This is a genomic window from Amycolatopsis sp. NPDC031561, from assembly GCF_055580625.1.
This window is the reverse complement of record NZ_JBVILA010000003.1, coordinates 339,979-365,107: the sequence shown is the minus strand read 5'-3', so window position 1 is coordinate 365,107 and position 25,129 is coordinate 339,979. Positions and strand designations below refer to the sequence as shown.

The 25,129-nt window shown below is 68.5% G+C and carries 21 protein-coding genes; 6 read left to right on the top strand and 15 right to left on the bottom strand.

Annotation, left to right across the window (positions count from 1 at the left end; translation table 11 throughout):
- Positions 1-20: 20 nt before the first annotated feature.
- Positions 21-1,082, bottom strand: coding sequence for a hypothetical protein (locus tag ACZ5IK_RS10845; RefSeq protein WP_465487520.1), 1,062 nt, complete (start codon positions 1,080-1,082; stop codon positions 21-23).
- A gap of 260 nt (positions 1,083-1,342) precedes the next feature.
- On the opposite strand from ACZ5IK_RS10845, the gene ACZ5IK_RS10840 reads away from it, so the two are divergent.
- Genes ACZ5IK_RS10840 through ACZ5IK_RS10825 form a run of 4 tightly spaced genes read left to right on the top strand, consistent with a single transcriptional unit; the run spans position 1,343 to position 6,313 of the window.
- On the top strand, positions 1,343-1,915 hold the full coding sequence (locus ACZ5IK_RS10840) for a hypothetical protein (RefSeq protein ID WP_410664186.1): 573 nt from the start codon (positions 1,343-1,345) through the stop codon (positions 1,913-1,915).
- Positions 1,912-3,423, top strand: coding sequence for a hypothetical protein (locus ACZ5IK_RS10835; RefSeq protein WP_465487519.1), 1,512 nt, complete (start codon positions 1,912-1,914; stop codon positions 3,421-3,423). Before ACZ5IK_RS10840 ends, ACZ5IK_RS10835 begins: the two co-directional genes overlap by 4 nt.
- The gene (locus tag ACZ5IK_RS10830; RefSeq protein ID WP_465487518.1) at positions 3,420-4,337 is read left to right on the top strand and encodes a polyprenyl synthetase family protein; all 918 of its coding nucleotides are present in this window, start codon (positions 3,420-3,422) and stop codon (positions 4,335-4,337) included. The genes ACZ5IK_RS10835 and ACZ5IK_RS10830 overlap by 4 nt, the downstream gene beginning before the upstream one ends.
- Positions 4,334-6,313 (top strand): FAD-dependent monooxygenase, encoded by a 1,980-nt coding sequence (locus ACZ5IK_RS10825; protein ID WP_465487517.1) that lies wholly within the window; start codon positions 4,334-4,336, stop codon positions 6,311-6,313. Before ACZ5IK_RS10830 ends, ACZ5IK_RS10825 begins: the two co-directional genes overlap by 4 nt.
- Positions 6,314-6,316: 3 nt before the next feature.
- Here ACZ5IK_RS10825 and ACZ5IK_RS10820 read toward each other — a convergent pair whose 3' ends face one another.
- Positions 6,317-7,693 carry a DUF6801 domain-containing protein gene (locus ACZ5IK_RS10820; RefSeq protein ID WP_465487516.1) on the bottom strand — a complete coding sequence of 459 codons (1,377 nt, stop codon included), beginning with the start codon at positions 7,691-7,693 and terminating at the stop codon, positions 6,317-6,319.
- A 72-nt stretch (positions 7,694-7,765) separates the two neighbouring features.
- On the bottom strand, positions 7,766-8,392 hold the full coding sequence (locus ACZ5IK_RS10815; RefSeq protein WP_465487515.1) for a DUF6801 domain-containing protein: 627 nt from the start codon (positions 8,390-8,392) through the stop codon (positions 7,766-7,768).
- 345 nt (positions 8,393-8,737) lie between these two features.
- Between ACZ5IK_RS10815 and ACZ5IK_RS10810 the strand changes: the two genes are divergently transcribed.
- Positions 8,738-9,652: an RCC1 domain-containing protein gene (locus ACZ5IK_RS10810; RefSeq protein WP_465487652.1), complete on the top strand. Its 915-nt coding sequence runs from the start codon at positions 8,738-8,740 to the stop codon at positions 9,650-9,652.
- A 78-nt stretch (positions 9,653-9,730) separates the two neighbouring features.
- On the opposite strand, the gene ACZ5IK_RS10805 is transcribed toward ACZ5IK_RS10810, so the two are convergent.
- From ACZ5IK_RS10805 to ACZ5IK_RS10750, 12 genes are all read right to left on the bottom strand, one after another.
- Complete coding sequence (locus ACZ5IK_RS10805; protein ID WP_465487514.1) at positions 9,731-10,390, bottom strand: hypothetical protein; 660 nt, start codon at positions 10,388-10,390, stop codon at positions 9,731-9,733.
- A 62-nt stretch (positions 10,391-10,452) separates the two neighbouring features.
- Positions 10,453-11,064, bottom strand: a complete 612-nt coding sequence (locus ACZ5IK_RS10800) for a hypothetical protein (RefSeq protein ID WP_465487513.1) — start codon at positions 11,062-11,064, stop codon at positions 10,453-10,455.
- Positions 11,061-11,564 (bottom strand): hypothetical protein, encoded by a 504-nt coding sequence (locus ACZ5IK_RS10795; protein ID WP_465487512.1) that lies wholly within the window; start codon positions 11,562-11,564, stop codon positions 11,061-11,063. The genes ACZ5IK_RS10800 and ACZ5IK_RS10795 overlap by 4 nt, the downstream gene beginning before the upstream one ends.
- A complete protein-coding gene (locus ACZ5IK_RS10790; RefSeq protein ID WP_465487511.1) occupies positions 11,549-12,742 on the bottom strand; it encodes an MlaD family protein in 1,194 nt (397 codons plus the stop codon). Before ACZ5IK_RS10790 ends, ACZ5IK_RS10795 begins: the two co-directional genes overlap by 16 nt.
- The gene (locus tag ACZ5IK_RS10785; protein ID WP_465487510.1) at positions 12,742-13,797 is read right to left on the bottom strand and encodes an MCE family protein; all 1,056 of its coding nucleotides are present in this window, start codon (positions 13,795-13,797) and stop codon (positions 12,742-12,744) included. Before ACZ5IK_RS10785 ends, ACZ5IK_RS10790 begins: the two co-directional genes overlap by 1 nt.
- On the bottom strand, positions 13,797-14,789 hold the full coding sequence (locus ACZ5IK_RS10780; protein ID WP_465487509.1) for an MCE family protein: 993 nt from the start codon (positions 14,787-14,789) through the stop codon (positions 13,797-13,799). The genes ACZ5IK_RS10785 and ACZ5IK_RS10780 overlap by 1 nt, the downstream gene beginning before the upstream one ends.
- Positions 14,786-15,775, bottom strand: a complete 990-nt coding sequence (locus tag ACZ5IK_RS10775; protein ID WP_465487508.1) for an MCE family protein — start codon at positions 15,773-15,775, stop codon at positions 14,786-14,788. The genes ACZ5IK_RS10780 and ACZ5IK_RS10775 overlap by 4 nt, the downstream gene beginning before the upstream one ends.
- Entirely contained in the window at positions 15,772-16,773 is a 1,002-nt protein-coding gene (locus ACZ5IK_RS10770) for an MCE family protein (protein WP_465487507.1), read from the bottom strand. The genes ACZ5IK_RS10775 and ACZ5IK_RS10770 overlap by 4 nt, the downstream gene beginning before the upstream one ends.
- A complete protein-coding gene (locus ACZ5IK_RS10765) occupies positions 16,770-18,044 on the bottom strand; it encodes an MCE family protein (RefSeq protein ID WP_465487506.1) in 1,275 nt (424 codons plus the stop codon). Before ACZ5IK_RS10765 ends, ACZ5IK_RS10770 begins: the two co-directional genes overlap by 4 nt.
- The gene (locus ACZ5IK_RS10760) at positions 18,041-18,892 is read right to left on the bottom strand and encodes an MlaE family ABC transporter permease (RefSeq protein ID WP_101609801.1); all 852 of its coding nucleotides are present in this window, start codon (positions 18,890-18,892) and stop codon (positions 18,041-18,043) included. Before ACZ5IK_RS10760 ends, ACZ5IK_RS10765 begins: the two co-directional genes overlap by 4 nt.
- Positions 18,892-19,686, bottom strand: a complete 795-nt coding sequence (locus ACZ5IK_RS10755) for an MlaE family ABC transporter permease (RefSeq protein WP_076155564.1) — start codon at positions 19,684-19,686, stop codon at positions 18,892-18,894. Before ACZ5IK_RS10755 ends, ACZ5IK_RS10760 begins: the two co-directional genes overlap by 1 nt.
- 458 nt (positions 19,687-20,144) lie before the next feature.
- Positions 20,145-21,140: an LLM class flavin-dependent oxidoreductase gene (locus ACZ5IK_RS10750; protein ID WP_465487505.1), complete on the bottom strand. Its 996-nt coding sequence runs from the start codon at positions 21,138-21,140 to the stop codon at positions 20,145-20,147.
- 172 nt (positions 21,141-21,312) lie between these two features.
- Between ACZ5IK_RS10750 and ACZ5IK_RS10745 the strand changes: the two genes are divergently transcribed.
- Positions 21,313-25,128 (top strand): nSTAND1 domain-containing NTPase, encoded by a 3,816-nt coding sequence (locus tag ACZ5IK_RS10745; protein WP_465487504.1) that lies wholly within the window; start codon positions 21,313-21,315, stop codon positions 25,126-25,128.
- The last annotated feature ends 1 nt before the right edge of the window (position 25,129 follow it).

Genomic DNA, 25,129 nt, shown 5'->3' with positions numbered 1-25,129 from the left:
GATCGGATCGGTGCGGTGGTTCAGGTGCGGGGGGACGTCATCCGCGTCTCGCCGTCGAGGGCCTGCTGGAGCAGGTCCGCCCAGAAGCGGGTCTGACCGTCGGCCCAGCCCTGCTCCGCGGACCATTCGGTGGCGGTGTCACCCGCTGTCGCGGCGATGGCCTTCCAGTTGGGGCCGGTCGCGTTCGCCGCCGCTTCGGCCACCGCGCGCCAGTTCGCGGCCTGCGCCCGCGCGACCTGCTCGGCGTCCGTCCACGCGGTCCTGACGGGCCCCGCCTGCGCCGCCGCCTTGCGCCACGCGCTCGCGGCCGTCGCCCTCGCCTGTTCCACGATGTCCTCCGCCGCCTCCAACGCCGCCTGTTCGGCTTCACGCGCGTCGGTGATCAAACGGCGGATGGCCACCTGGCGGCGGGCTTCCTGTTCGGCGTCGCGGAGGCGATGGGTTTCCAGGTCCAGCCGGGCGGCGGTGGCCCAGCCATAGGCGAAGAATTCGACCAGGTCGGCATCGGTCGAGCCGGGCCGCAGTGCCCATGCCGCAGCGGCGCGGACCTGCGGGCCCGGGTCCGTGGCGCCGAGTTCCCTGATGTAGCGGCGATCTTCTTCGACGATGGCTCGTTCCTGGCTGCCGTCTTCTTCGCGTACCCGCCTGTCACGCGCTTCGGCCGCGGCGAATCCTTGCGCGACGAACGCGGCGCGATCGGAGTCCGCGCCCAGGAGTGCCCGCTGTGCGGCGGCGTGGACTTCGGGGGCGAATTCGGCGGTGTAGGTCGACAGAATGCGGCGACAGAAGTCTGAATTGACCGAATTCGTCTCCGCCGCGCGTCGTTCCGCGGCGGCGAGGCCGTTCTCCAGGAATTCTTCGATCGCCCAGTCTTCGCCCGCCGCCCAGGCCACCCAGGCGTCCGCGCGCACCGCGTCCCTCGGATCCCTGCCTGCGATCCGGCGGACGAGTTTCCGCGCTGCTTCGGAAGAACTCAAAATGTCCACAGTGGACTTCGCGGACGCCGGTGCGGCGAGCGAAAGTCCGGCCAATGGTGTACCGGCGAGGAGAACACTGAGCAGAATTGTCCTGCGCTGAACCATTCGACCGCCCCCCAGTCGACGGACGATCATGCCGTGAAGGTCCGCTGAACAGCAACGTAACACCGCGTCTTGTGGTGATCAATCGCCCGTTCGGCCGTGGTCGGGTGCGGACATCGAAAGTTGTCATGATCGGATGAAGTCCGCCGGTAATACGCGATCACCTTGTGGGGCAATGGTTCCGTCGTTAATGTCTGCCGAAGGCCAGTGAGGCGATTCTTGGGGGAATCACGATGAATCCGGCATTTTCTCGGCGTGCCGCCATGAAAGGCACCGTCGCGGCCGCCGCTGCCACGGTGGCCATTCCGGGTACCGCGGTGGCGAGCGACTTCAAAGAGCTCAACTGGATGGTGTCCGTTCCGGCGACCACACCGGTGCCCTTCCTGACCCGCGTCATCTCGGGCGTGCCGGTGTTCGTGGAGTACGGAAAGCCCGTCGTGTTCGGCCCGGTGATCGTGCAGGCGATCGGAGGGCCGAAGGTGACGGCCATGGCCCGCGCCGCCAACTACGTCTCGTTCGCCGGCGTCATCACCACGACGGTGGCCGTGACGGACGCGCGCGGGCTGTCCGGGCGGTTCCCGATCACCGTGACCTTCCCTCGGACCTCGATCCCGCCGACCAACATCGACTACGTCCTGACCGGCACGGCGACACTCGCGGAAGGAACACCACTTCCGGCACCGCGGAACCCCGGCCCGATGACCATCGCCGCGGAAACCCCGGCGAAGGGCGCGATCACCATCTACAAGGCCACGGGCGCCACCACGGACTACGTCAGTTCGATGACGCTCGTCCACGGGCAGGACCCGGTGCTCGCGACGGTGGAGGTGCGGTGACCGTGTTCATGGACGAACGGACGGCGGCTTCACTGGACCTGGCCAAGGCCCGTCTCGCGGAGTCCCGCGAGGACGATCCCAACGTGGTCGGGGTCGCCAAGGGGTTCCGCACGCGTGACGGCGAGCTGACCGGGGAACCGGTCGTCGTCGTGCTGGTGCGCAAGAAACGGCGCCCCGCGTTGGTATCGAGCAGGCGGCTTCTGCCGCGGACGGTCGAAGTGGACGGGCGGGCGCACGGCGTCGACGTGCTGGAGACCGGTGAGTTCCACTTCTCCGGTGTGACCGCCGCCGCCCCACCGGTCACCGAGCGGTTCCGGCCGCCGCTGCAGGGAGCCGGTCTCGGCACCCTCGCCGACGGCACACTCGGCACCCTGGGCTGTCTCGTCCGGGACAAGACCGACGGCACGATCTGTGTGCTGTCGGCGAACCACGTCCTGGCGAATTTCGGTGCCGCGCCGGAAGGAGCGGAGATCGTGCAGCCCGCCACCCTCGACGGCGGCGCCGTCAGCGACAACGTGATCGCGAAGCTCAAACGGTCCATCCCGTTGGTCAAAGGGGTGGCGAACGTCGCGGACGCCGCGATCGCCCAGCTGGAGCCGGTAATCGTGGTGAGCGGCACGGTGGCGCGCAACCTGATGGCGCCGATCTCACCCACCCACCGGGCGGTCGGCCTCGCGTTCGTCTCCAGCGTGCACGGAAGCACCTTCATGGCCAAGATCGACACCGTCCTGACCGAGCTGAACGTCGAACTGCTGACCCCGGACTCCACCGCGGTGGCGGTCGAAGGCCGTCGCATCGAGAAGGTCGGGCGCACGTCGGGGTACACCTCCAGTGTCATCCTCGACACCACCGCGAGGCTGTGGGTGAACGGCTACTTCTTCACCGACCTGATCTACGCGCAGCGGTTTTCGGTCAAGGGCGATTCGGGCGCGGTGGCGTGTGAGGGCGGCAACGGCAGGACACTCACCCCGCTGCCTTCGGTCGCTTGCCGGATGCTCGGCGCCGTCGGCACCTTCTACGATCTGCCACTCGGCGAGGACAACGGGCACTTCGATCGCGTGCGGGACGAGTTCTTCGCCGAGAGCGCGGTCGGGAACCTGTTGATCCAGGTCGCCTACCAGAACCTGGACAGCGTGGCGGCCAGGGTCGAAGCAGCGGTGGGTACGACGGAAGAGCGCGCTCGGGCCCGGCAGTACTACGACGCCTACCGCGCGCTCGCGATCTCCGTGCTTGGCGACCCGGAATCGGCCGTGACCGTGACGCAGGAGCACGTCGACGACGTCCGCGCGATGATGGCCGGGTTGTCCCCCGAGCTCGTGAGCTTGCCGGAGAAGAAAGCCGCCTGGGTGATCTTCGACGAGGTCGTGACCAGGAGCGTGGGGATGAACCGGGCCCAGGTGCTGGACTTGATGAACGACCTCGCGGTGTATCGGCGGGTGCGGGAACTGCTGGCGGCGATCCCAGGCCTGGACCTGGATTCGCCGTACGAGTTCTCGGATCGTCGATGACGGCGGTGCGTGACCGGCTCACCCTGCTCGTCGGCGGGATGACCTCGCCGATCCGCGACGCGATCGGAACGCTGGCGAGCCGGCCGGGGAAGCAGTTGCGGTCGACGCTGCTGAGCGCTTGCGCGGGGTACGGTCCGGCCGACGAGGACCGGGTCACCGCGGCGGGAGCGGTGGTCGAGCTGCTGCACCTGGCTTCGTTGGTGCACGACGACCTCATCGACCGAGCCGCGGTACGCCGCGGTACGACAGCGGTGCACGTCGCCGCCGGCTCGGATCTGGCCGTACTGGCAGGTCTTTCCTGCTTCAGTGCCGCGGGGACCGAAGCGGCGGAGCTGGGAGAGGACGTGGCGCTGGTGGTGAGCCGGACCGTCGCCGAGCTCTCCCACGGCGAACTGCTCGACGTCGAACGCGGCTTCGACACCTTGCTTCCGTTGGCGGACTACACCGAACTGGTCGGTCGCAAGACCGGTGCGCTTTTCCGGCTTTGCTGCCTGCTGGGCGCGATGGAATCCGGCGTGGACGCGGACTGCCGAAACGCGCTGGGCGAGTTCGGACAGGAACTCGGTGTCGCGTTCCAGATCCTCGACGACTGCCTGGACCTGGAGTCGGATGGGGCGGACAAACCGGTCGGGACCGATCACCTGCTGGGTCTGTTCGGTGCCCCGACGCTCGCGGCGTTGCGGGCCGACACGACCGGGGAGTTGAGCGAGTTGCTGTTGTCGGTCTCGTTCGGCGCGCCGGACCTGGCCGAAGTGCGGCGTCTCGTCGCACACCACGGAGGACTGGAGACGGCGCGCGAACTCGCTTCGGTCCACTATGGGCGTGCGAAGGCGGCGCTCTCGCGGACGGTGGAAGGTCCGGCTCGGGACTCGGTCACGGACGTGGCCGAAGCAGTCTGGTCAGGACGGTCGTGACCACTCGGTACTCGGTCACCGTGGTCGTCCTCGGCGCCGGGCCCGCGGGATCGGTGACCGCGGCCGTCCTGGCCGCCCGGGGGATCGACACTCTCGTGGTCGATCCGGACGAAGACACCGCCGGGCACGGCGTCCTGCTCGGTGCTCCCGCGCGGCACCTGCTCGGCGAGCTGGGGCTGGCGACGTCTTCGAAGATCGAGGACCTGCCGGTCGAACTGTGCTTCGGCCCGGGAACCCGGCACGACCTCCCGGACGTCCGATACTCCGTCGTCGAGGATCTTCGGCTGCGTAAGGCGTTGCGCAGGCACGCCGCTTCAGCCGGTGTGGCTTTCCTGCGAGGAGCCGCCGCCGTCCCGGTCGCGGTGAACGGGCGATTCGAAGTCCGCGTCGGCGAAGACGTCGTCGACGCCGCGCACGTCGTGGCCGCCACCGGTGCGAAGTCCCTGTCGGGCGGGGTGGCACACGGACTCGGTACCACTTGCACTCGATGGTTCAGCGGAGGGACGGTGCGGGGGAAGGTCGTTCTGCGGCCGCTGGCCCCGCCGTCCGACGACCCCCGGGGGAAGCCGCGCTATGCCTGGCTTTCGCCCGGCGAGGGTGGGTTCACGATCGGCGGGATGACCCTCGACGCCACAGCCGACCCCGCGCGGCTCTCGGCTGAAGCGTTCGAAGCGATCGTCGAGGTCGAACCCGGGACGGCTGCCGGTAAGGCGGTCGGACCGGTCGTCAGCGGTCCGGCGTACTGCGGGTTCAGTCCGGCGAGCGCCGTCGAGGACGGTGTGCTGCGCGTCGGGGACGCGGCGGGCCTCGTGAACCCTTTCACGGGTGAAGGTCTCGGGCACGCGATGAGGTCGGGAATGTTCGCTTCGCGGGCGATCGCCGCCTGCGTCCAAGACCCCGCGGCGGCCGCTCGCGAGTACGTCCGCTTGCTCGGCTCGTCCTTCGTCGGCTACTTCGAGACCGCCAGGCACGCGGCCCGGCGCTACCATCTCGCATGGCGTGTGCTGGAAGCAGGCGCTTCCAGCGGCAATGTCTTCTACAGCAAGGGGCGTCGCGCGATCCTGCTCTCGGCGGAACAGTCACAGCCGGCCGCCACCGGACCGGTGATCTTGCCCTCGAAGGAGGCGGCCGTCCTGGCACCGTTCCTGCTGGCGGCCGACGAGGTCGCGGTGCACACCGTACGCCGGGAGTGGCCTTTCCTCGCCGCTATGTTCACTGTGGACGGTGGCGGGAGCGAGTTCCGGCTCCGCCCCGCGATGCTGGTGTACGCGGGAATCCTCGCGGGCGGTCGTGGCCCGAGGACCAGGGAGCCGGTCGTCGCCGCTGCGGTCGATCTGGCCATGCTGGGAGCGCTGGCCTTGTTGGGACCGACTCCGGCTCCTCGAGACCGGCGCGGCGTCGATTGGGAATCGGCCACCACCGTGCTGGCCGGGGACTACCTTCTGGGCCAGGCTTCGCGACTGGTCGCCGAAGCCGCGCCCGCGTTGTCGTGGGCACTGGCCGACTGGCTCGGGGAACTGGCCGCGTTTCGCGCCGCTGACCTGACATCGGCGGAGCCGTCGGGCGTGGCGGAGTCGCTGTTCGAGTTCCCGTTGCGGATCGGAGCCGCCCTGGCGGGAGTGGCGGACGAAGAGGTCCGGGTCTTGCGAGCCTACGGGTCGGCGGTGGGAAGACTGGTCGCCGGAGTGGAAGACGTGCTCGCCCTGCGCGGTGAACGGACCCGGATGGACCTCACCCTCGAAGCGATGCTCGCCGCGAAGACCTCGACACTGCCCGCGTTGTTGCGGCGGCCGGGGCTGACCATTCGCGACTTCGACGACCCCGGTTTCGCGGCGGTCTCCCTGGACGTCGCGGTCCGGGCGGGGAGGCGTCTCTTGGCCGAGACACGCGCCGCACTGTCCGAAGTGAACGGACAGACGGCACGGCTCGTCCTCGAAGCGTTCGCCGGATCGGTGGCCGCGCCACTCCTCGGCTGAGACTCAGCGGCGCGCCACCGGCGGATCCACGTTGGGGCACTTGCGTTCCGCGTCCCAAGGCAGGCCGACCTGGTTGATCCCGACACACGCCTGGTTGCCCGGGCCCGAAGCCATCCCGGTCAGCAGTGAGTCGAGGTCTTCCTTCACCCCGCAACCGGAGAACGCGGGCAAGGTGAAGTCCCGGTAGGCGGGGTCCTCCCACTTCGGGTCGGTGCGCACGACGCCGCCGGTGAACATCCCGTACTTCTCCCCGCGGAGATTGATCTTGATCGGTTCGGCGGTGAGGCAGTTGTCGCCGACGTCGAGGGTGACCCCGTTGACGGTGACCGCGCTCAGTTTTCCGTAGACCTTGAGCGGGGTCAGCACCGTCGAACTTCCCGACGGTTCCGGGATCGCCACCCCGTCGACGTCGATGATGTGGTTGCCGGTCGCGTGGTCCTCGGGCAGCAGTTCCATGGTCGCCGTGATCGGGACGAAGCCGAACCCGAGGAACGTCATCTGGCTCGGCGGCATGATGAGGGAGCCGGTGACCTTGCCGGGTCCCTCGGTGTTCTCCAGGTCGACTTCCCAGACCGCGTTGACCATGATCGCGGGCTTCAGGCGGGCGAAGGCGCCGAGTTTCGTGATCGACGACGTGCCTTGCAGTTCGAACGGCTGCAACGCGATGGGGTAGAGGCCGCTGGCGTGGACGTCGCCCGCGGCCCGGGTGTCGGCCCCGGGGTCCTTCTGCTCGCCGGGCTTGCCGGACGGTGGCTTCGGCTTCCCCAGTGGCAGCAGCGCGACACTGCCGAGCAGCGTGTTCTGGTCAGGGCCCTGGGTGCAGGTGATCGGCTTGAGCGGTGTTTCGGCGGCGGTCAGCGCGAGTGACGGCGCGCCTGTGCTCAGCCGCAGTTCCGACGGCACGTTCAGCAGGATGTCGGAGACCTTGCCCGTCGCGACCAGTTTCAGCTCGCCGGTGGCCGGCACTTTCGTCGCGGGGATCGTCAGGGACACCGGGATCGGGGTCTTCTTGTCCCCGTTCGCTGCGGTGAGCTCGACGGTCGCGCCGCCCACGACCTCGGCGACGGTGCCCAGCGATCCTTCACTGATCGTGAAAGTCAGCGAGAAGTCCTTGACCTGCACCGGCTTTCCGGTTTGGACGACCTTCGGCAGCGTGGCCTGGACGTCCACTGTGACCGGTCGTTCCCCGGCGGGATCCGGGAATACACAGGTGTTCGCGAGGCTTTGGTGTGCGGAGGCGGAACCTTGCAGCGGCGGCGTGGACGGTGCCGCCGGGTCGGTCGCGGCCGAAGAGGCCAGCGCGCCGTTGACCCCCGCGAGCAGGATGACGCCCGCCAGAACGGGAAACCTCCCGAGTGCCCGGCGAACCTGCTGCGTCATAGGGGTTCCTCTCATACGGTGTCCGGTGGAGACCGTGCGGGGCGGGCGTCCCCGCCCCGCACGGATGGTTCATCAGGTGATGGTGATCGACGGGCTGAACGCGCGGTTCTGGGCCGGGTTGGTGTTCTTCACGGTGCAGTTGAAGTTCCAGGCGGTCCAGGTGCCGTCCTTCTTGTGGAAGTCCAGCGGGGCGTTGATCGTGGTGCCGAGCGACGCCGTCGCCGATCCGGGTGCGCCGGCGGTGAACGTCGGGACACCGGTGCCCGCGTCCTGGACGATGTTGAAGATCCGGGGGCCGGGCACGTACGGGTTGATCTGCGTCGGGACGTTCAGGTTCGTCACCGTCGCCGAAGCCGGGGTGGCGTTGGTGATGGTGATCGGCATGTTGGCCTTGCCGCGGACGCCGTCGTAGTTGGCGGCGTTGAGCAGGGCGTTGATGGTGGCGTTGATGGTCGCGCTGCCCGAGATGTTGGTGGGTGTGGCGGTGGCGCCCGAGGCGATCGACGTCGGGCCGTCGAACTGGGCCTTCACGTCCAGCTGCTGCTGGCCGATGCCGGGGAAGTTGCACATGTACGCGACCGTGCCGGTGGCATAGGTGGTCGCGGCGAGGGCCGTGCCGGCGGTGAGCACGGCGACCGCGCCCATCACGATGCCGGTGGTGGCGACGCCTGCTGACAACTTGCCAAGTCTGCGGGACATACCTGTCATCTCCTTTGATCCAGTTTACGTCTCGGGCGGCTTTCCCCATGCGCCTTTCGGCGGATTCTTCTGATCAAATATGCTCGACTTGAGCGGCTTTCTCGGTGGTGGGGTAAACCGAGGTTACCCGCGAGTTATGTACGTAACAAGGATTCATGTCTACATGTTTCAGGGTGGGTGAGTAGCCCGTTCTTTCTTGTCAGTGCGCGCTGAATGCGATTATGAAGTTTGTCCGGCGGTGACAAAGACGCGGCCGATCGGCGGAGCCGGGTTAACATTTCGCCCATGGCTTCCGAGAATCGACGATCCACGACACGGCGCGTGACGAGCACCGCGATTGCCGTAATGATCGCCACGGTTTCCCTTTCCGGTACCGCCCACGCCGCGCCGACCGGCGAAGCGCGGCCGTGGGGAAGCAATGACTACGGGCAGGGGACCATACCGCCCGCGGCACTCGGGGCGAGCGCGGTCTCCGCGGGTGCGCTCACCCACCTGGCCCTCAAGGACGGAGGCGTGGTCGCCTGGGGCAACGACAGTTACGGTCAGGCCACCGTGCCGGCGGCGGCGACGTCCGGGGTTTCGGCGATCGCCGCGGGCTGGGCACACGAACTCGCGCTCAAGAACGGCGGCGTGATCGCCTGGGGCAACGGCTTCTACGGCCAGAACGTCGTCCCGGCCGCCGCGACCTCGGGGGTCAAAGCGATCTCCACCAGCGCCTACTTCAACCTGGCGCTCAAAACGAACGGCAGCGTGCTGAGCTGGGGTTCGAGAACCGCCGTTCCCGCGACGGTTTCGTCCGGTGTCTCCGCGATCTCCGCGGGCGGCGATCACGGGCTCGCGCTCAAGAACGGCGGCGTCGTCGCTTGGGGCAGCAACGGAAAAGGGCAGATCACCGTGCCTGCCGCGGCGACGTCCGGGGTGTCGGCGGTCTCGGCGGGCTTCCGGCACAGCATCGCGTTGAAGAACGGCGGTGTCATCGCGTGGGGTGACAACTTCTACGGCCAGGCGACGGTTCCGCCGGAGGCGCAGTCCGGCGTCGTCGCCATCGACGCCGGCTTCAACCACAACGTCGCGTTGAAGTCCGACGGCAGCGTCTTCGCCTGGGGCAGCAACGTGAAGTCGGAAAGCCGGGACACCAGCACCGAACCGCCGACGGACTTCTGGAAGTTCTCCGGTGTCTGCGTCCCGGTTTACGCGATTTCCGCAGGTGACAGCACTGGGGTGGCCTTGGTCGACCCGGCGGCGCCGTACTTCTGCTGAGGCTGCTGCGAGTCCGTGAAGGCCTCCTTGAGGGACCCAGGGTCCCTCAAGGAGGCCTTCACGGACCGGGGTTGGGAATCAGGACAGGTTCGACTTCATGTTCAGGTTGATCGTGTTGCCCGGGCCGGAGATCAACGCCCCCAGCGCGAGGTCGTTGATGAAGCAGTCCTTGAACTCGGGGATGGTGAACACACCCGACGACGGGATCGTCTCCGCGAACAGGTCCACGTTCTTCGACACCAGGGTCAGGTCGAGCGGCTTGACCGTCTTGCAGGCCTTCGGCGCCGTCGGGAGCGGGATGACCGGCCAGAACAGGCCGACGACGATGTTGTCGATCAGCATGTTCGCCTGCGAATGGGTGGTCAGGTCGCCGTTGGCGAGCGTGCCGGTGACCGGGCCGGTCGGCTCGATCCGAACCCGGGCCTTGATCTTGAAGACGCCCGAGACGAGCGAGATGTTCGCCGTCGAGGGCGGCAGGGACAGGTCGCCTCGGATCCCGACGTTGTCACCGTCGATGACCAGGGCCCCGTTGAGCTGGCCGGGGCCGAGGTCGAGGGAGCCGCCGGTCTTCTTGACCACGGTCTTCCCGGTGACGGTGTAGGACACCGGGATCTCCACCGGGTCGTCCGCGAGGGCGGGGCCGGCGGTGAGGCTGCCCGCCACGGCGATCGCGGAGGTGAGCGCGACGACCGTGCCGAGACGGCGACGGGCGGTTTTCGGGCGCGTTCGACCGAACATGGGTTTCTCCTCGTTTTCTCTCCTGTTTTATAACGCGGACGAAAGGGGGAATGCCCGGTTTGTCACCGGGGAACAAGGTCGGTGATGACCCAGATGTCGCCTTCGCGTTCGGCCGTGACCGAAAGCTGCGCGGCCGCCGCTGTCGAAGAATTGTTGTCGGCCCGGGTCGCCGCTTGATCGAGGAATACCAGCAGTCGTGCTTTACCGCCGCCGAGTTCTTGGACGGCGGATGAGGAGACGCGGGTCGTGAGAACGAGTTTCTGCGCCGGAGCCTTTTCCCTGACTTGCGCGAACAACTGGTTGTAAGACTCCAGCGCCTTACCTCTCAGCGCCGAAGCGGCCGCCTTTTCGGTGACGTCGGTCCGGTCGTAGGAATAGGAGAAGACCTTGTTGAGCGCCACCGTCACCGCGGAGTTCACCTCCGCCGTGGCCCCGACGTCGGTGAGCGCGGTGTTGGCCGCCGACGGGGCCGCCGCGATCGACCTCGCCTCCAGCGTGCCCCACACCCCTGCGGCCACCAGCACGGCGGCCGCGACCAGCAGGATCAGCGGCAGCTTCGGCCGCCGGGACGGCCCGTCGGCGGTCTCTTCGGTGACGGCTTCGGCCGTGGTCTCGGGCTCGGTCTCCGCATCGGCTCCGGCTTCGGTGTCGGCGGTGTCGGCGGTGGCGGTCATCGCGCACCCACCGGGAGCTGGTCGAGCGCGCTGAGCTTCCAGCCGTCGCCGGTCCTGGTCAGCCCGGCGGCGAACCGGTTGCGCTTCGTCGTCGGCGCCGCGCCTTCCCGCGCCATGGTGATCTCCACCGAAGCCAGCATCTTGGCCGTTCCCGCGTGGTCGTCCAGTTCGCTGATCGCCGCGTCGAGCACCTTGCCCGTCGAGACGGTCGCGTCCTTGGCCAGCGTCTGCTTGGTCGCGTCGTCGGTCTTGCCCAGCTGATCGCGCAACGGACCGGTCGACGCGGCGAGCCAGTCGGCGATGCCCTGGTCGACGCGGTGGTGGTCGAGGGTGGTCAGCCGCGCGACGAGCTCACGCCCGTTCTTCAGCGCGTCGTCGCGCGAGGCCCCGTACGACGCGGCCTCGGAGCCGGTCGCGGTGAACCAGGTGTACCCGGCCCATCCCGCGAACGCGCAGGCCGCGGTGAACACGGCGATCGCGATCTTCAGTTGCGCAGCCACAACATCTCCTCGAGGCTGGTGGACGTCGGCTGGCCGTCGGCGCCGAACCCGCCGGGGACGGCGGCGGGCGGGACGCCGCCCTTCGGCGCGTTCTGCGAACCGCGGACCGAACTCGGGTTGCCCTTTTCGAGCGTGCACGCGGCACCGGTGTTGAACGGCAGCGCCGAAAGATCCCTGCTGTCGCGGATCTTCGTGCCCTCGTAGCCCTTCGTGCACGGCATCGGGTCGAAGAAGGTCAGGACCAGCCCGATCTTCCCGGACTTGTCGTCGACAGCCGCGTCGACGGCGGAGACCGCCTTCGGGGTGTTGATCAGCAGCTGCCGCAGGCCGTCGGTGCGCGCGGAGAACACCTGTGACGTGGTGAGCAGGTTCGCCAGCAGGATCGGCAGGCCCGGCTCGTTGTCCCGCAACAGCCCGGAAATCTGGGTCGCCGCGTCGGGCGCGGTCGCGATCAGCCTGCGCAGGTCACCGTCCGAACGGGACAGCTGTTCGGCGAACTGCCGGGCGTTGTCGCTGAACTGCCGCCACTCCAGCGACGAGTCGACCTGGGTCTTCAGCACGGTCGAGCCGTCGGTGAGCAGTTTCTCCGTCTGCGGCAGGTGGAGTGCGGCCCGCTTGGTGAAGTCGGTGGTGGAATCCAGCAGCACCTGGAGGTTCGCGCCGGAACCGCGCAGCGCGTTGTCGAGTTCGTCGACGACGACGCGCAGATCTTCGGTCGGCACGGACGCGGTCAGCGAGTCCAGGTCGGTCAGCAGATGCTGCACCGGCAGCGGGACACTCGCCGCCTCCCGCGGGATGACCGAACCTTCGGCGAGGAACGGCCCGTCGCCGGTGCGCGGCTGCAGGTCGACGAACTGCTCGCCGACCGCGGACCGGTTCGCCACGACCGCCCGCGAGTTCGCCGGGATCCGCGGCGCGTCGTCGTCGATCAGCAGATCCGCTTCCATGCCCCCGGCGGTGAGCCGCAGCTCGCCGACCCGGCCGACGGCGACGCCGCGGTAGGTCACCTCGCCGTTGGTGAACAGGCCCCCGCCGTCGGTCAGCGCGAGTTTCACGGTGTATCCGCTCGCCCCGAAAAGCCGGTCGAGGCCCGCGTAGTTGGCTCCGACGAACGCCGTCGTCGCCAAGGCGATGATGACGAACGCGATCACCTGGATCCGGACACGGGTGGTGAGCATCAGCTACCTCCGGAGGACGGCAGCGGCAGTGTCGGGAGTCCCGGCGGGACGCCTTCGCCCGGGGGCGGGAGTTCGACGCCCGGCGCGGGGATCATCGAGGCGTAGACGTTCAGGTAGTCACCCTTGATCCCGTCCCGTACGGCGTCGGTGAACGGGAACGTCGGCAGGATCTCCAGCGATTGGGGAAGGCTCTGGCCCGCGTCGGCCAGCCGCTTGAGGATCGGCGCGAGCGCGGTCAGATCGGCGACGAGGTCGTCACGGCTCTTCTTGATCACATCGACGCCGACCCCGGAAAGCCGGTCCAGCGATTGCAGCATCGAGACGAGCTGGGTGCGCTGGTCGGAAAGGCTCTTGAGCCCGGGGGTGAGGTCGGTGAGCGCGCCTTCGACCTGCTGCTTCCGGTTGGCCAGCGTCGTCGAAAGCCGGTTGAGCCCGTCGAGCGCCGAGGTGATGTCGGAGCGGTGCGAGTCCAGGTTGGACACCAGCTGTTCCACAGTGGACAGGAACGAGCGGATCTCCTCCTCGTTGCCGTCCATCACCTTCGACAGCTCGCGGTTGATGGTCTGCAGCTGGCCGATCCCGCCGCCGTTGAGCAGCAGGGACAGCGCGCCGAAGATCTCCTCGAACTCCGGGTTGCGGTTCGTGTTCGCGACGGGGATCACCCCGCCCTCGCCCAGCCTGCCTTCGGCCTTCGCCGCACTCGGGGCGAGCTCGATGAACTTCTCACCGAGCAGGCTGGATTGCCGCAGCCGCGCGATGGCGTTGGCGGGCAGGCGGACGTCGCCGTTGACCGCCAAGACGGTTTCGGCCGTCCATCCGTCGTCGCCGAGCTTGATCGTCTCGACCCGGCCGACCGGGACGTCGCCCACCTTCACCGCGGCCTGGGGGACCAGGTCGAGCACGTCGGCGAACTGCACGGTCACCCGGTAGGGATGGTCGCCAATGTCCGCGCCGCCGGGCAGCGGCAGGTCGTAGACGCCCTTGAAATCGGAGGAGCAGGCCGTGAGCGCGAGGCAGCAGGCGGCGAGTACGGCGATCTTCCGGTTCGCGGTCATCAGCGCCCCCCGGTGTAGGTGTCGCCGGCGACCGGCAGCGGGAGCGGGGCGTACTCGAGCAGGTTGCCGCGGCTTTGCAGCTTCCCGGTCTTCGGATCGATGGCCTCGAGCACGTTCGTCACCGCCAGCGGGATCGTGTCGAGGGTTTCGGCCAGCGCGGCGCGTTTGTCGACCAGTGTCCCGGTGGTCACCGCGAGCTTGTCCACATTGGACTTGATCAGCGCGCGGTTGTCGCGGATGAACTGCTGGATCTCGGCCAGCGCGCCGCCGAGGCCGTTGAGCGCGCGGGCGAGTTCGTTCTTGTTCTGCGCCAGCGTGCCGGTCACCGAGGCGAGCTGCTTGTTGATCTCGCTGACGTTCCGGTCGTTGGTCGCCAGCATCGAGGTGAACCGCTGCAGTTCGTCGACGGTGGCGAACAGGTTCTCCGAGTTCCCGGACAAGGTCCTGGCGAGGTCGGCGAAGTTGCGCACCGACTCGTTGAACGGCTTGCCGTTGCCCTGGAGGTTCTTCGCGCCGGTGCGCAGCAGGTCCGACAGCGCGCCGTCGGCGTTGGCGCCCTTGGGGCCGAGCGCCTTGGCGAGGGTGTCGAGGCTGGAGTAGAGCTGGTCGAGTTCCACCGGTGTGCCGGTGCGCTCGACCGGGATGACCGCGCCGTCGTCCAGCCGGTTCCCCGAGCGGGTGAGCTTGGTGAACTGGACGTACCGGTCGGCCACCACGCTCGGCGCCACGACCAGGACGTTGGTGTCGACGGCGATCGGCGTCGAACCGTCGACGGTCAGCACGACCTTGACCTGCTCGCCTTCCGGGGCCACCGATTCGACCTGGCCGACCCGGACGCCGAGTACCCGGACGTCGGATCCACTGTAGACACCGACGGCGCGCGAGAAGTACACCGTGACGCGGTCGAGCCCGCTGCCGGAGAAGATCCACCAGAGACCGCCGACGACGGCCAGCGCGAGGACGAGGGCGAGGGTGACGAACCTGCTGGTCATCGGCCACCTCCGGGAAGCTTCGGCGTACAGGGGTCCCGGTTCTCCGGGACCAGCCCGCACAGGTAGCTGTCCACCCAGCGCCCGTTGCCGAGCGAGTTGTTCACCACGCGGAAGTACGGCGCGGCGAGGTCGAGGCTCTTGGCGAGATTGTCGTTCTGCCGCTGCAGGATGTCGGTCACCTCTCCGAGCTGGCTGAGCGCGCCGCCGAGCTGGTCCTTGTTGTCCCGCACCAGGCCGGAGAGCTGCGTGGCGAGCTCCTGCGAGCCGGTGAGCAGGTCGTGGATCGCCTGCCGCCGGTTGTCCAGTTCGGTGAGCAGCAGATTGCCGTCCGAGAGGAGCTTGGCGAAGTCGTCGTTCGAGTTCGCGAGCGTCGTGGTGAGGCCGTGCGCGTTCGACAGGAGGCTGTTGAGCTCGGTGTCCCGCGAGGAGACCGTCTTCGACAGCGACGTCAGCCCGTCGAGCGCTTTCCGGATGTGCTCCGGCGAGTTCTTGAACGTGTCGCTGAGCGTGGTGAAGCTCTCCGCGAGCTGATCGGTGTCGATCGCTCCCGCGGTGTCGGCCAGCCCGTTGAACGCCTCGGTGACGTCGTAGGGCGTCACGGTCCGGGTGCGCGGGATGACCTGCTTCGGGTTCTGGACCGCCTCGCCGGTCGGGCGCAGCGAGAGGAACTTCCGGCCCAGCAGGGTCTTGATCTTGATCTCGGCGGCGGTCTTGTCGCCGACCCACGCGTCCTTGACCCGGAAGCTGACGACGACGTGGTCTTCGGCGAGCTGGACGGCGCTCACCGCGCCGACCTTGATCCCGGCGATGCGGACTTCGTCGTCCTCCTGCAACCCCGCCGCTTCGGAGAACTCGGCCTGGTAGGTGGTTCCGGAGCCGATGATCGGGAGGGCTTCGTAGTTGAGCGTCGCGGTCAGCAGCCCGGCCGCGACGGCGCTGCCGACGAGACCGATGACGATCGGGTTCCGCTCCTTGAAGGGTTTCACGACGTGCACCTCTCCGCCGTCGCCGGGACCCCGCGGGGAGGTTTGGTCTGGAGGACGGCCGAGCACAGGTAGAAGTTCATCCACGATCCGTAGGAGCTGATCCGGCCGAGTTCGTTCAGCTTTCCGGGAAGCACGGTGAGGGACTGCTCGATGTCCGCTTTGCCCTTCACGAGTTGTTCCGAGAGCAGGCCGACGCCGTTGATGCTGTCCTTGAGCGGTTTCCTGCCCTGTTCGAGCAGACCGGCCGTGGCGGTGGTGAGGTCCGCGAGCCCGGAGACGGCTTCCCCGATCTCGGTGCGGTCGCCGGCGAGTCCGGAGACCAGCTCGCGCAGCGTCGAGACCAAAGTGGACAGGGCGTCGCCCTTGCCGTTGATGGTCTTCAGCACGGTGTCCAGGTTCGTGATCACGTCGCCGATCACCTTGTCCCGCCCGGCGAGCGTGGTGGTCAGCGAACCCGTGTGCGCCAGCAGGCTTTCCACCGTGCCGCCTTCGCCCTGCAGTACCTGGACGATCTCGCCGGAGAGCTGGTTGACGTCCTTGGGGGACAGCGCCTGGAACAGCGGTTTGAATCCGTTGAACAGTTCCGTGAGGTCCAGCGCGGGAGTGGTGCGTTCCAGCGGGATCTCCGCTCCGGGTTCGAGGAATTCGCCTGCGCCCTTGCCGCGTTCGAGGGCGATGTAGCGCTGGCCGACCATGTTGCGGTACTTGATCACCGCGTTCACGTCGGCGGGGAGCCTGCGCTGCGAGTCGAGCGAGAACCTGATGCGGGCCACGCTGTGGTCGGCGATTTCGAGTTCCTCGATCTGGCCGACCCGCACCCCGGAGATCCGGACGTCGTCGCCGACGTTCAGCGACGTCGCGTCGAGGAATTTCGCGCTGTAGGTCTTGGTGTCGCCGAGGCCGGTGTTCGTGATGGACACCGCCAGCAGCACCGTGGCCAGTGTCGTGATGACGACGAAGATCAGCCCTTTGATCAGCGGGCTCACGAAGTTCCTCATCGCAGGGTCACCTCCGTGCCGCGGTAGAGCGGGCCGACGAGCACGCTGCCCCAGGCGGGGACCTGGGCGGCGGGGATGCCGGCCGACGGCGCGACCAGTGTCGAGATCAGTTCGCGTTCCTGCGGCGAGTTCGCCAGGCCGAGGTCGCCTTCCGCGCCGGGGAGCAACGGCAGCGCGCCGGTGTCCTTGCCGGTCGCCGCGATTCCCGGGCTCAGCAGGCCGTTCGTCGGATAGCAACGCGGTTCGCCGGTGGCGTTGTAGACCGGGTCGTCCTTCCCTGGCACGTACTTGCCGCGAGGCTCGGTGACGACGATCTCCGCGTGCAGGCCGGGTTCGTCGGTGCCCTTGCCCAGCACCTTGTCCATCTGCGGCTTCAGTTTGGCCAGCGCGTCCAGCGTGCAGGCGAAGCTCGGCGAGTACTTCGCGCCGACCTCGAGCGGTGCCCGGCTGTCGGCGGCGAGCGCGATGATGTTGGCGCGGTTGTTGGTGAGGAACGTCGTGACATGCTGGGAAGACGCCGTCACCTGCTGGTACACGGTGGCCAGTTCGGCTCGTTTCTCCTGGACGGTGTCGAGGGTGACCGCCGAGGCGCTCAGCGAATCGAGCAGATCCGGCGCGATGTCCCCGTACAGCCTCGAAACCGTGGCGAGGTCGCGGATGTTGTCGTTCAGCGCCGGGAGATTCGGGTTGAACTCCTTGAGGTACTCGGCCGCGGTGGCCAGCGTGTCGCCGATCTGGTCGCCGCGTCCTTCCAGCGCCGTGGCGACGGTGGTCAGCGTGGTCGCGAGCTTCTGCGGCTGCACCGCCTTGAGCAGTGGCAGAAGGTTGTCGAAGACCCGCTCCAGTTCGATCGCGTTGGCCGAGCGGTCCTGGGTGATCACGTCACCGGAGGCCAGCGGGGGACCGGCCGATCCGTCCGGAATGGACAGTTGCACGTACCGCTCCCCGAACAGGGTCTTGGGGACGAGCAATGCGGACACGGTCTTCGGCAGCTGGGAGACCTTGCCGGGTTCCATGGCCAGGTCGATCTCCGCCCCCGCCGGGGTCGCGCGGACGCCGCGGATCTCGCCGACCACCACGCCGCGCGCCTTGACCTGGCCGCCCTCGCGCAACTGGTTGCCGACGCGGTCCGCCTGCAGCGTCACCGGGACCGAGGTGACGAAGTCCTTCTGATAGATCTTGATCGACAGCAGCACGAGGGCGGACATCACCACGAGGAACAACACCCCGGCCGTCCTGACCCCGGCTTTGCGCAGCCCGCGCCGGCTCATCCGGCCACCTGCACCGTCGTGGTCGCGCCCCAGATCGCGAGGCTGAGGAAGAAGTCCAGCACGCTGACGGCCACGATCGCCGTCCGCACCCCGCGGCCGACGGCCACCCCGACACCCGCCGGTCCGCCGCTCGCCCGGAAACCGTAGTAACAGTGGGCGAGCACGATCACGACGCTGAACACCAGCACCTTGCCGAACGACCAGAGCACGTCGCCCGGTGGCAGGAACAGCAGGAAGTAGTGGTCGTAGGTGCCCGCGGACTGGCCGTAGAACCAGACGGTGATCTGGCGTGACGCGAGATACGAGGTCAGCAGGCCGATCGCGTACAACGGGATGACCGCGAGGAAGCCCGCGATGATCCGGGTCGTCACCAGGTACGGGACACTGGGGATGCCCATCACCTCGAGCGCGTCGATCTCCTCGGAGATCCGCATCGCGCCCAGTTGCGCGGTGAAGCCGCAGCCGACGGTGGCCGACAACGCCAGGCCCGCGACGAGCGGCGCGATCTCCCGGGTGTTGAAGTACGCGGAGACGAACCCGGCGAACGCCGACGTGCCGACCTGGTTGAGCGCCGAGTACCCCTGGAGCCCGACGACCGTGCCGGTGAACACGGTCATCCCGATCATCACGCCGATCGTGCCGCCGATGACCGCGAGCGCGCCGCTGCCGAAGCTGACTTCGGCCAGCAGGCGGGTGATCTCCCGGAGATAGCGGTGCAGCGCGCGCGGCACCCAGGCGAGTGCCTTGAGGAAGAAGAGGATCTGGTCGCCGAGCGTGTCCAGGAACCCGAACCGGCGGTCCACGGCCTCGCGGACCCGCGTGGCGCGGGTGGGTGTCGTCGTGGTCATCAGCTGCCCTTCGCCGGGACGAGCTGCAGGTAAAGCGTCGTCAGCACCAGGTTCAACAGGAACAGGAGAAGGAACGTGATCACCACGGATTGGTTCACCGCGTCACCGACGCCTTTCGGGCCACCCTTGGGATTGAGCCCGCGATAAGACGCGACGATCGCCGCGACGAAACCGAAGATGACCGCCTTGATCTCGCTGATCCAGAGGTCCGGCAGTTGCGCGAGAGCGGAGAAACTGGCCAGATACGCACCCGGTGTCCCGTTCTGCATGATGACGTTGAAAAAATAGCCGCCGAGGACGCCGACCACACTGACCATTCCGTTCAGGAATGCGGAGACGCCCATCGCGGCGAGCACCCTCGGCACGATCAGGCGCTGGATCGGGGAGACCCCGAGCACCTCCATCGCGTCGATCTCCTCGCGGATCGTGCGGGACCCGAGGTCCGCGCACATCGCCGAACCGCCGGCGCCCGCGATCAGCAGCGCGGTCACGATCGGGCTGGCCTGCTGGATGATCGCCAGCACACTGGCCGCGCCGGTGAAGGACTGCGCGCCGATCTGCGCGGTCAGCGAGCCGATGTGCAGCGCGATCACGGCGCCGAACGGGATCGCGACCAGCGCCGTCGGCAGGATCGACACACTCGCGATGAACCAGAACTGCTGGATCAGCTCGCGGGCCTGGAACGGCCGCCGGAAGGTCAGGCGGACGACGTCGAGGCCGAGTGAGTAGAGCCTGCCGGTCTCCCGGAGCGCACCCGCGCCGGGAAATGAGGGTGCGTTAGTCCGGACGCCCACGCCGACCCTCCAGTTTTCCGGGCACGGCGAATACACCCCAGCTTGCGCTATTCCTTTGCTCCGAATGGCGGAACGGAATCGTTGAATAGGGTCAACGGGGTGTTACCGTGCTGTTTGCTACTGGTCGGTACGCTAATCACGCGCCTGCTTGGTGACAAGAACTTCGGTGTGATCAAGACATCACGTCCTGGTAACCGGTGAATTATTGTTCCTTTGTGACAAAGGCGGGGGTGGGTCTTGTCCGTTCTTTCGTGTTCGGTGGCGGGAGCGGGCCGGAGGGGTGAGTCGCGGTGGGTGGTCACCCGCTTGGAGTCTCGAGCGGACCTCGAGCCTGACCGGTCGACCTGCGGGAGTCCTTGACCGCCGGATGTCTTGAAAGGGGCTTTCAGGACGTTTTTCGTCCTGAAAGCCCCTTTCCTGACACCTGGGCCTGGCCTGGCGCTCCCGGGATGGTTCGGTCAGCGAGCCAGTTCCGAGACCAGTTCGTAGGACCGCACCCGGTCCGCCTGGTCGTGCACCATGGTCGTGATCATCAGCTCGTTCGCGCCCGTGTCGGTCAGCAGCGTCTCGAGTCCCTTGTGGACCGTCTCGGGCGACCCGATGATGCTGCTCGAAGCCCGGTCCTCGATGAACACGCGCTCGATGTCGGTGTACGGGTAGGCCGCGGCGTCTTCCGGTGTCGGCAGCGGGATGGGGCGGCCCTTGCGCAGGCTGAGGAAGGTCAGGCCGCTGGGCGCGGCCAGGTACTGGGCCCGTTCGTCGGTCTCGGCGGCCACGACGGAGACGCCGAGCATGACGTACGGCTCGTCGAGGACGTCCGACGGTTTGAACGAGTCGCGGTAGAGGGCGACGGCGGGCAGCGTGTTCTCGGCGCTGAAGTGATGCGCGAAGGAGAACGGCAGGCCGAGTTCGCCCGCCATGCGCGCGCTGAAGCCGCTCGAACCGAGCAGCCAGACCGGCGGCTTGTTGCCCTCGGCGGTCACGGCGTTGACGGCGCGCTGGTCGGAGTGCTCGAAGTAGGCCAGCAGTTCCGCGAACTGCTGCGGGAAGTTCTCCGCGGTGAGCCCGCCGGGGCCGCGCAGCGCCAGCGCGGTCCGCTGGTCGGTACCCGGGGCGCGGCCGATGCCGAGGTCGATCCGGCCGGGGTGGAACGCCTCCAGGGTGCCGAACTGCTCGGCGACCACCAGTGGCGCGTGGTTCGGCAGCATGACCCCGCCGGAGCCGACCCTGATGCGTTCGGTGGCGGCCGCGACCTGCCCGATCATCACGGCGGTCGCGGAACTCGCGATACCGGGCATGTTGTGGTGCTCGGCGAGCCAGTACCGGTGATAGCCGAGTGCTTCGGTCCGGCGGGCGAGGTCGAGGGTGTTGCGCAGCGAGTCGCCAACGCCGCCCCCGGCCACGACGGGCGAGAGATCGAGCACGGACAGCGGGATGTCAGGCAAAGAGGTCACGCCTCCGTACAACGCGCCCGGGCCCCGATCCCTTCCCGTGACATCGGGCACCTGTCAATCGATCGAAATTAACCGACGCGATGTACCCGATACTCGGCGGACTTCCTCCGTTTTCACGGTACGGTTGCCCCCGAATGCGATCGTGGGAAAACCACTGAAAGAAAGGATTAAGGTGCCGCGTCCGGAGCGACCTTTGGGCCCTGGGGACGATCCGTTGCTGGAGTTCGCCGCCGATCTCCGGCGTTTGCGGGAGAAAGCCGGGAACCCGACGTACCGGGAGCTGGGCAGGCGCGCCCACTACTCCGCGGGCACCCTCTCCGAAGCCGCCGGCGGGAAGAAGATGCCCAGCTTGGCGGTGGCCTTGGCCTACGTCCGGGCCTGCGAAGGGCCCGAGGCGGAGTGGGAAGCCCGGTGGCACGACGTGACCGAGCGGACGCGTACCGGAGTCAGCGATTCACCGGTTGTCTCGCTGAATGGGGAATCCGCCCCTTATATCGGCCTGACCGCATTCGGGCCGGATGACGCGGGCCGATTCTTCGGACGCGAACGACTTGTCGAAAAACTGGTGACAAGGCTTTTGGGGCAGCGATTCCTGGCCGTTCTGGGAGCGTCGGGTTCCGGTAAGTCCTCCTTGCTCCGCGCGGGTCTTCTGCCCGCCGTCGGCGAGACCTCCGTCACGGTGCTGATGACCCCCGGCTCGCGGCCGCTGCAGGAGTGCGCGGTCCAGTTCGGGGCGGCGCTCGGGCTCGCTCCCGGCGGGCTGCTCGCCGAGTTCACCGAGCATCCGCGCAACCTCGGCCTCGCCGCTCGTCAGCTGGTCGCCGATCGCGAGGGCGACGTCGTCCTGGTCGTCGACCAGTTCGAGGAGGTCTTCACGCTCTGCCAGGACGCCGACGAGCGCGCCGCCTTCCTGTCCGCGCTGGTCACCGCGACGACCGAGCCGGAGAGCCGGACCAGGGTCGTCCTCGGCATCCGCACCGACTTCTACACCCACTGCGCGCGGCATCCCGGGCTGGTCGAGGCCATGCAGGACGCGCAGGTGCTCGTCGGCCCGATGAGCACCGAGGAGCTCCGGCAGGCCATCTCGCGGCCGGCGATCGACGCCGGGTACCGCGTCGAGAACGCGCTGGTCTCGCGGCTGGTCGCCGACGCGACCGGGCAGCCCGGCGTGCTGCCGCTGCTCTCGCACGCGCTGCTGGAGACCTGGCGCCGCCGTCACGGCAACACGCTCACCCTCACCGGCTACGAGTCCACCGGCGGGATCGAACGATCGGTCGCGCAGACGTCCGAGCACACGTTCACCGCGCTGAGCGAACACCAGCAGCGGCTGGCGAACCAGATCTTCCTGCGGATGACCGCGCTCGGCGAGGGCACCGAGGACACCAAACGCCGCATCACCCGCGACGAGCTGGACGCCGACGATCCCGACGTCGCCGTCGTGCTGGACAGACTGGCTTCGTCGCGGCTGGTCACCCTCGACGACAACGGCATCGAGATCGCGCACGAAGCGCTGATCCGCGGCTGGCCGCGCCTGCGCGAATGGCTCGCCCAGGACCGTGAGGGCCTGCGCGTGCACCGCCAGCTCACCGAGGCGACCGACGCGTGGGAATCGGTCGGCCGCGACGACGGCTGGCTCCATCGCGGCGCGCGGCTGGCCATCGCCACGGAGTGGGCGAGCGAGCACGACAGCGCGCTCTCCCAGCGTGAGCGCCGGTTCCTCGACGCGAGCGTGGCCATCGAGAACCACGAGCAGGCCGTCGCGCGCCGCCGCACCCGGCGGCTGCGTCAGCTGGTCGCGCTCCTGGCCGTGCTGCTGGTGCTGGCGACGGCCGCGATGGTGTACGCCGTCCGCGCCGAGCAGACCGCGACCAGCCAGCGCAACAGCGCGCTCGCGCAGAAGGTCGCCGGACAGGCCATCGAAATGCGGGCGACGAACCCGGCATTGGCCGCGCAACTCGCGCTCGCCGCGTACCGCGTCGATCCGAGCGTGGACACCCGCGGCAGCGTGCTCGGGATGTTCGAGTCGCCGTACTCGACCCGGGTCTCCGGACACGGCCATCGGGTCAATTCGGCCGCCCTGCGCGGCGACGGCCAGGTGATGGTGACCGGGAGCTGGGACCAGACGGCCAAGCTGTGGGACGTCAAGAACCCCCATCACCCGGTCGAACTGGCCACGCTGTCCGGGCACATCGCCAACGTCAACTCGGTGTCGTTCAGCGCCGACGGCGGCGCGGTCGCGACGGCGGGCTGGGACAAGACCGCGCGGCTGTGGAATGTCGCCGATCCGGCGAAACCCGGGCAGGGCGTGGTGGTCGGGGAGCATCCGAGCCGGGTCAACGCGGTGGCGTTCAGCCCGAAGGCGGCGGTGCTCGCCACCTCGGACGGCGACGGCACGGTGCGCCTGTTCGACGTTCGCGATCTCACTAAACCGGTGCTCGTGGCCACCCTCCCCGGGCACACCGGCAACGTCAACGGGCTCGCCTACGCCCCGGACGGGCGGACACTCGTCTCGACAGGCGCCGACAAGACAGCGCGGCTGTGGGACGTCGCCGACCCGCTCAAGGCGAGGCCGCTCGGGGTGGTGACCGGGCATACCGCCGGCGTCCACTCCGCGGCGTTCAGCCCGGACGGCCGCACCCTCGCCACCGCGAGCATCGACCTGAGCGCGCGCCTGTGGAACATCGCCGACCCGATGGCGCCGGTTCCGCTGGGGACGATGACCGCGCACAAGACCATCGTGCGGTCCGTGGCGTTCAGCCCCGACGGGACGACGCTGGCGACGACCGGTTTCGACCGCAACGCGCGGCTGTGGGACATCACCGATCCGGCGAAGCCGCGCGAGAAACCGCCGCTCACCGGGCACACCGCGGCGGTGGTCTGGGCGGTGTTCTCCCAGGACGGCCGCACGCTGGTGACCGCGAGCGACGACCAGACGGTGCGGCTGTGGGATCTGCCGGGGCCCGCGATCAGCGGTCCGGCGAGATCGGCCTGCCGGGCGGTGTACAGCGCCGACGGGAAACTGCTGGCCACCGGCAGCCAGGACGGCGTGGTCCGCCTGGTCGACGTCGCCGACACCCGGAACCCGCGCGAGGTGGGCAAGGTCGCGGGCTTTGGCCAGGGCGTCTGCGGTCTCGCGTTCAGCCCGGACGGCCGGACCCTCGCCGCCGGTTCGTGGGACCACACGATGCGGCTGATCGACGTCACCGATCCTCGCAAGCCTGTCGACACCGGGGTCTTCTACCGGCCGGAGGAGGAGATCGACCCGGTCGCGTTCAGCGCGGACGGCCGGACGCTCGCGACGGCGGGCAGCGGGCACACGGTGAAGCTGTGGGACGTGGCCGACATCCGGCGGCCGGTCGAACTCGCGACCCTCACCGGGCACGAGGACGACGTCCATTCGATCGCGCTCAGCCCGGACGGCCGCACCCTCCTGAGCGGCGGGTGGGATCACACCGCGCGGCTGTGGGACATCTCCATGGTGAAGGCGCCGAAGCAGCTTTCGGTGCTGAAGGGCCACTCCGACACGGTGTTCTCGGTGGCCTACAGCCCGGACGGCAAACTCGCCGCCACCGGCAGTGCCGACCGCACCGCGCGACTCTGGGACGTGGCCGATCCGGCGGCGCCCCGGGAAGCCGCGCTGCTCGCCGGGCACACCGACAACGTCATCTCGGTGGCGTTCAGCGGTGACGGGAAGACCTTCGCGACCGGCAGCTACGACCGGTCCGTGCGACTATGGGATGTCTCCGATCCGGGGACGGTTCGCTCGTCGGCGAACCTGACCGACGATGTCGACCGGGTCAACGCGGTGGCGTTCGCACCCGACGGGCACACGCTCGCGGGCTCCGTCGCGGACGGCAGCGTGCGGTTGTGGGAAACGAGCCCCGAGCGGGCCGCCGAACGCATCTGCGCGACCGTCCACCCCCGGATCACGGCGGCCGAGTGGGAGCAACACCTGCCGGGGCTCGATTACCGGCCTCCGTGCCCGTGAC

Excerpts from the sequence above, each read along its gene's own strand:
- ACZ5IK_RS10770 (WP_465487507.1), bottom strand. The coding sequence starts at position 16,773 with ATGAGGAACTTCGTGAGCCCGCTGATCAAAGGGCTGATCTTCGTCGTC.
- ACZ5IK_RS10845 (WP_465487520.1), bottom strand. The coding sequence starts at position 1,082 with ATGGTTCAGCGCAGGACAATTCTGCTCAGTGTTCTCCTCGCCGGTACA.
- ACZ5IK_RS10810 (WP_465487652.1), top strand. The coding sequence starts at position 8,738 with ATGATCGCCACGGTTTCCCTTTCCGGTACCGCCCACGCCGCGCCGACC.
- ACZ5IK_RS10830 (WP_465487518.1), top strand. The coding sequence starts at position 3,420 with ATGACGGCGGTGCGTGACCGGCTCACCCTGCTCGTCGGCGGGATGACC.
- ACZ5IK_RS10785 (WP_465487510.1), bottom strand. The coding sequence starts at position 13,797 with ATGACCGCGAACCGGAAGATCGCCGTACTCGCCGCCTGCTGCCTCGCG.
- ACZ5IK_RS10780 (WP_465487509.1), bottom strand. The coding sequence starts at position 14,789 with ATGACCAGCAGGTTCGTCACCCTCGCCCTCGTCCTCGCGCTGGCCGTC.
- ACZ5IK_RS10800 (WP_465487513.1), bottom strand. The coding sequence starts at position 11,064 with ATGACCGCCACCGCCGACACCGCCGACACCGAAGCCGGAGCCGATGCG.
- ACZ5IK_RS10840 (WP_410664186.1), top strand. The coding sequence starts at position 1,343 with ATGAAAGGCACCGTCGCGGCCGCCGCTGCCACGGTGGCCATTCCGGGT.
- ACZ5IK_RS10805 (WP_465487514.1), bottom strand. The coding sequence starts at position 10,390 with ATGTTCGGTCGAACGCGCCCGAAAACCGCCCGTCGCCGTCTCGGCACG.
- ACZ5IK_RS10765 (WP_465487506.1), bottom strand. The coding sequence starts at position 18,044 with ATGAGCCGGCGCGGGCTGCGCAAAGCCGGGGTCAGGACGGCCGGGGTG.
- ACZ5IK_RS10815 (WP_465487515.1), bottom strand. The coding sequence starts at position 8,392 with ATGTCCCGCAGACTTGGCAAGTTGTCAGCAGGCGTCGCCACCACCGGC.
- ACZ5IK_RS10790 (WP_465487511.1), bottom strand. The coding sequence starts at position 12,742 with ATGCTCACCACCCGTGTCCGGATCCAGGTGATCGCGTTCGTCATCATC.
- ACZ5IK_RS10760 (WP_101609801.1), bottom strand. The coding sequence starts at position 18,892 with ATGACCACGACGACACCCACCCGCGCCACGCGGGTCCGCGAGGCCGTG.
- ACZ5IK_RS10820 (WP_465487516.1), bottom strand. The coding sequence starts at position 7,693 with ATGACGCAGCAGGTTCGCCGGGCACTCGGGAGGTTTCCCGTTCTGGCG.